The 244-nt window shown below is 70.5% G+C and carries 1 protein-coding gene; it reads left to right on the plus strand.

The window, feature by feature from the left end; all coding sequences use genetic code 11:
- On the plus strand, positions 1 to 244 hold a 244-nt coding region (locus tag SB753_RS40505), incomplete at both ends, for a hypothetical protein (RefSeq protein WP_410805607.1).

Here is a 244-nt window from a genome sequence, read left to right on the forward strand (position 1 = left end):
GCTCAACGAGGTGCGGCCCAGGATCCAGGTCTCGCGCCCGGCCGCGATTGGCGCCCCGCGCAACTACGGGGCGGTGAAGATCGAGGCCCCCGCCATCGCGCTCGGCGCCAACGTCACCCATCCCAAGTTCGGTGGCGGCGTGGTGACCGACTACGAGGGCAGCGGCGCGCATGCGCGCGTGCAGGTGCAGTTCGACGACGATGGCGCCAAATGGCTGGTGCTGGCCTACGCCAACCTCACCGTG

Source organism: Paraburkholderia sp. SIMBA_053, from assembly GCF_046534895.1.
Taxonomy (GTDB): Bacteria; Pseudomonadota; Gammaproteobacteria; order Burkholderiales; family Burkholderiaceae; genus Paraburkholderia; species Paraburkholderia caledonica.